Annotated in this window: 1 protein-coding gene; it reads left to right on the forward strand. The window is 69.7% G+C overall.

The features are described 5' to 3' along the window. Positions 1-36: 36 nt before the first annotated feature. Positions 37-521, forward strand: a 485-nt coding sequence (locus tag HZS56_RS37875; RefSeq protein ID WP_308408252.1) for an AMP-binding protein, incomplete at its 3' end; no start/stop codon positions are given.

The following is a 521-nucleotide window of genomic DNA, read 5'->3' on the forward strand; positions in this document are numbered from 1 at the left end:
GGTCGTCCGAAGGGTGTGGCGGTCACTCATGCGGGTGTGGCGGGGTTTGCGGCGGGTCTGGTGGAGCGGATGGGTGCCGGTGCGGGTGGTCGTGTGCTGCGTACGGCGTCGTTGAGTTTTGACGCATCCGTACTGGAGTTGGTCCTGGCGTGGGGTTCCGGGTCGGCGCTGGTCGTTCCGGAGGCGGGGTCTGGTTTGGCGGGGGTGGAGCTGGAAGCGGCGTTGTCCGTGGGGCGGGTGACGCATGCGTTTTTGCCGCCGTCGGTGGTGGCGACGTTGCCGGAGGGTGCGTGGGAGCGGTTGGAGGACCTGGTGGCTCTGGCGGTGGGTGCGGAGGCGTGCCCGCCGGAGCTGGTGTCCCGTTGGGCACCCGGGCGTCGGCTGATCAACGCCTATGGCCCGACGGAGATCACGGTGGCTGCGGCGATCAGTGATCCGTTGACCGCCGGTGGGGGTGTGCCGATCGGGCGACCGGTGCCCGGGGCTGGTCTGTTCGTGCTGGACGAGTATCTCGGGCTGGT

Source organism: Streptomyces mayonensis, from assembly GCF_018982965.1.
GTDB classification, from domain to species: Bacteria; Actinomycetota; Actinomycetes; order Streptomycetales; family Streptomycetaceae; genus Streptomyces; species Streptomyces mayonensis.